4 protein-coding genes are annotated in these 2785 nt (G+C 75.9%); 2 read left to right on the top strand and 2 right to left on the bottom strand.

The genetic code is table 11. From position 1 onward, the window contains the following. Positions 1 to 329: helix-turn-helix domain-containing protein (locus MCBG_RS03550; protein WP_043323844.1), on the top strand; the 329-nt coding region annotated here is incomplete at its 5' end. Between the two features lie 25 nt (positions 330 to 354). Here the strand turns inward: MCBG_RS03550 and MCBG_RS03545 are convergent. Further along, positions 355 to 933 (bottom strand): TetR/AcrR family transcriptional regulator, encoded by a 579-nt coding sequence (locus MCBG_RS03545; RefSeq protein WP_043323842.1) that lies wholly within the window; start codon positions 931 to 933, stop codon positions 355 to 357. Positions 934 to 1002: 69 nt separating this feature from the next. Between MCBG_RS03545 and MCBG_RS03540 the strand changes: the two genes are divergently transcribed. Then, positions 1003 to 1548 carry a hypothetical protein gene (locus tag MCBG_RS03540; RefSeq protein WP_043323841.1) on the top strand — a complete coding sequence of 182 codons (546 nt, stop codon included), beginning with the start codon at positions 1003 to 1005 and terminating at the stop codon, positions 1546 to 1548. Between the two features lie 3 nt (positions 1549 to 1551). On the opposite strand, the gene MCBG_RS03535 is transcribed toward MCBG_RS03540, so the two are convergent. Further along, a partial coding sequence (locus MCBG_RS03535) for a low temperature requirement protein A (RefSeq protein ID WP_043323839.1) occupies positions 1552 to 2785 on the bottom strand: 1234 nt, incomplete at its 5' end.

Raw genomic sequence — 2785 nt, 5'->3', positions numbered from 1 at the left:
CGGCGGGTGCGGCGGCGGCGGGAGGCGCGGGCGGGCTCGACGCGGCGGTGGCCGAGTTCGACGCGCTCGGCGCGTCCGCGTTCGCCGACCGGGCGCGGGCGGAGCTGGGCCGCATCGGCGCCCGCACCCCGGCACCGACGGCGCTCACCGCGACGGAGGAGCGGGTGGCCCGGCTCGCCGCCCGGGGGCAGACGAATCGGCTCATCGCCGACGCGCTCTACATCAGCCCGAAGACGGTCGAGGCGAACCTGGCCCGGGTCTACCGCAAGCTGGGCATCGCCAGCCGCGCCGAGCTGGGCGCGGCGATGGGCCGGCGTCCGGGCGACTGAGTCGCTCAGGACGCGGCCAGGGCGGTCAGGACGCGGCGAGCGTGTCCAGGTGCGCGCCGAGCAGCGCCCGGGCGCGCCCGGGTGGCATCCGCTCGGGGTGCAGCAGCGCGTGCAGCGCGAGCCCGTCGAGCAGGGCGTGCAGCCCGGCGACCGCCTCGGGGTCGGGGGCCGGTTCCCCGGTGAGGAGGCAGACGGCGAACTCGGCGGCGCGGCGGATGCCGTCGTCCGCCTCGGCCATCCGGGCTCGCGCGGCCGGGTCGGTCTGGGCGCGCGCGGCGAGCAGCAGCCACACCTCGGCCTCGCGGACGCGCTGCTGGTCCAGCGGCAGCAGGTGTTCCAGCACCCGCTGGGCGACAGCGCGCGGTGGCCCGGTCCGGTCGTCGGCGGCGATCCGCTCGGCCGCCTCGGCCTGTACGTGCTCCATGGCGAACACCAGCAGTTCGGTCTGGGTCGCGAAGTAGTGCCGCAGCGCGCCCGGTGACCAGCCCGCCTCGGCCGCGATGCTGCGCACGGTGGCGGCGCCGACGCCGTCGCGGTAGACGACCCGCCACATCGCCCGCGCCAGTTCGGCACGGCGCGCGTCGTGGTCGACGATCTTGGGCACGGGCCCTCCGGAACCTGGTCGACGAACGCTGCTACGGTTATCGCACAGCGTACTAAAAAAGGAGGCCGCATGCTCGTGGCAGTGATCGTCGGATGCGAGGTGGCGTTCTGGGTGGTGCTGCTCGCCGGGCTGATCGCCCGGTACCCGCTGCGCCGGCCCCGCCTCGGCGCGGCGCTGCTGATCGCCGTGCCGGTCGTCGATCTCGTGCTGCTGGCCGCCACGATGATCGACCTGCGCCGGGGCGCGACAGCCACGTTCGCCCACGGCCTCGCCGCCGCGTACCTCGGGTTCTCGGTGGCGTTCGGGCACAGCATGGTGCGCTGGGCCGACGAGCGGTTCGCGCACCGGTTCGCCGGCGGGCCACCCCCGCGCCGGGCCCCGAAGTACGGGATGGCGCGGGCCCGGCACGAGTGGCGCGAGTGGGGCAAGGGCATGATCGGCTGGACGGTCGCCTGCGCCGTGCTGCTCGGCGGCATCGCCCTGGTCGGCGACGGCGAGCGCACCGCCGAGCTGTGGGCGTGGGCCGGCCGGCTCACCGTGGTGATGGCGGGCTGGCTGGTGTTCTGGCCGGTCGCGTACACCGTCTTCCCGAAGCGGGCGCCGCGCGACGCGTGAGGCTCACCCTCCGCCCCCGGCGACCCGGCCTACCGGCTGATTCGCCGACCGCCCGGCGGCGGACGGCTCACCGCGCCGATCGACGGCGATCGCGACCAGCAACAGCCCGGCCAGCGCCGCCAGCGCCAGCGGCGGCGGCAGCGCCGTCCCGAGCGCGGCCAGCGGCAACGCCGCACCGGCGACGGCCAGCCGGGCCGCTCCCACCGGCTGACCGGTCAGCCGCCGGAACAGCAGCCGTCCGGCCAGGTAGACGGCCGCGCCACCGAACAGCGCCACCGCGGCCGAGCGGTTCAGCCGGGGCCCGGCCTCCGGGTCGGCGACGTGCTCCAGCACCTGCTCGATGCCGAGCGCCAGGTAGATGACGCCGGCGACGAGCAGCAGATGGGTCTGGCTGTAGGCGTCCGCGGCCATCCGGTCCCGCCGCGCCGCCGGTGCGGCGGCGAGCGCCCGGGCCGCCTCCGGGGAGGTGCTGCGGAAGTAGAGCCACCAGAGGCAGACGGTCACCACGAAACCGACGAGCGCCACGGCGAGGACCGACGGCTCGGTGACCGCCGAGGCCGCGCCCACTCCCGCGGCCACCACCGACTCCCCCAGCGAGATGATCAGCACCAGGCCGTACCGCTCGGCGAAGTGCGTCGGGCTGCGCAGCGGCCAGGCGCCCCGGCGGGCGTACGACAGCCGCTGCCCGGCCACCTCGACGGCGAAGCCCAGCACCCACAGCGCCGCGTGCGCGGCACCGTCCAGCAGCGCGCCGAGCAGCAGCGGCACCCACCCGACGGCGCTGACGCACGCGAAGAACCGGATCCGGGCGCGCAGTTCCGGGTCACCCGCCGCGGCCCAGTGGAACAGCGTCAGGTGCACCGCGCGCAGCACCACGTAGGCCAGCACGACGATCAACGGACCGTCCAGCCCCGGGCCCGGCGTCCACGCCTGCGGCATGGCGAGCGCGGCCAGGAACAACGCGGCCATCGCGACCAGGAACCCGCCGCGCACCACCCCGACGTCGGCGGGCGTGTGGTTGCCCAACCAGGTGTACGACAACCACGCCACCCAGAGCAGCACGAGCAGGAGCAGGCCCTTGGCCATCCCGGCCGGGGTCGGGTGCGGCTCGATCAGCGCCATGATCCGGGTGAGCGCGAAGACGAAGACCAGATCGAAGAAGATCTCGAAGGGCGTGACCCGGCGCTCGTCCGGCCCCGGCCGGGGCGCGCGCGGCCGTCGTCGCACCCGTTCGCGT

The sequence above is a fragment of the Micromonospora sp. M42 genome (assembly GCF_000568915.1).
Lineage (GTDB): Bacteria > Actinomycetota > Actinomycetes > Mycobacteriales > Micromonosporaceae > Micromonospora > Micromonospora chalcea.
This window is presented reverse-complemented; position numbering and strand designations above follow the sequence as displayed.

Bases quoted from the DNA above. Each gene is read 5' to 3' on its own strand.
- MCBG_RS03540 (WP_043323841.1), top strand. From the start codon at position 1,003: ATGCTCGTGGCAGTGATCGTCGGATGCGAGGTGGCGTTCTGGGTGGTG.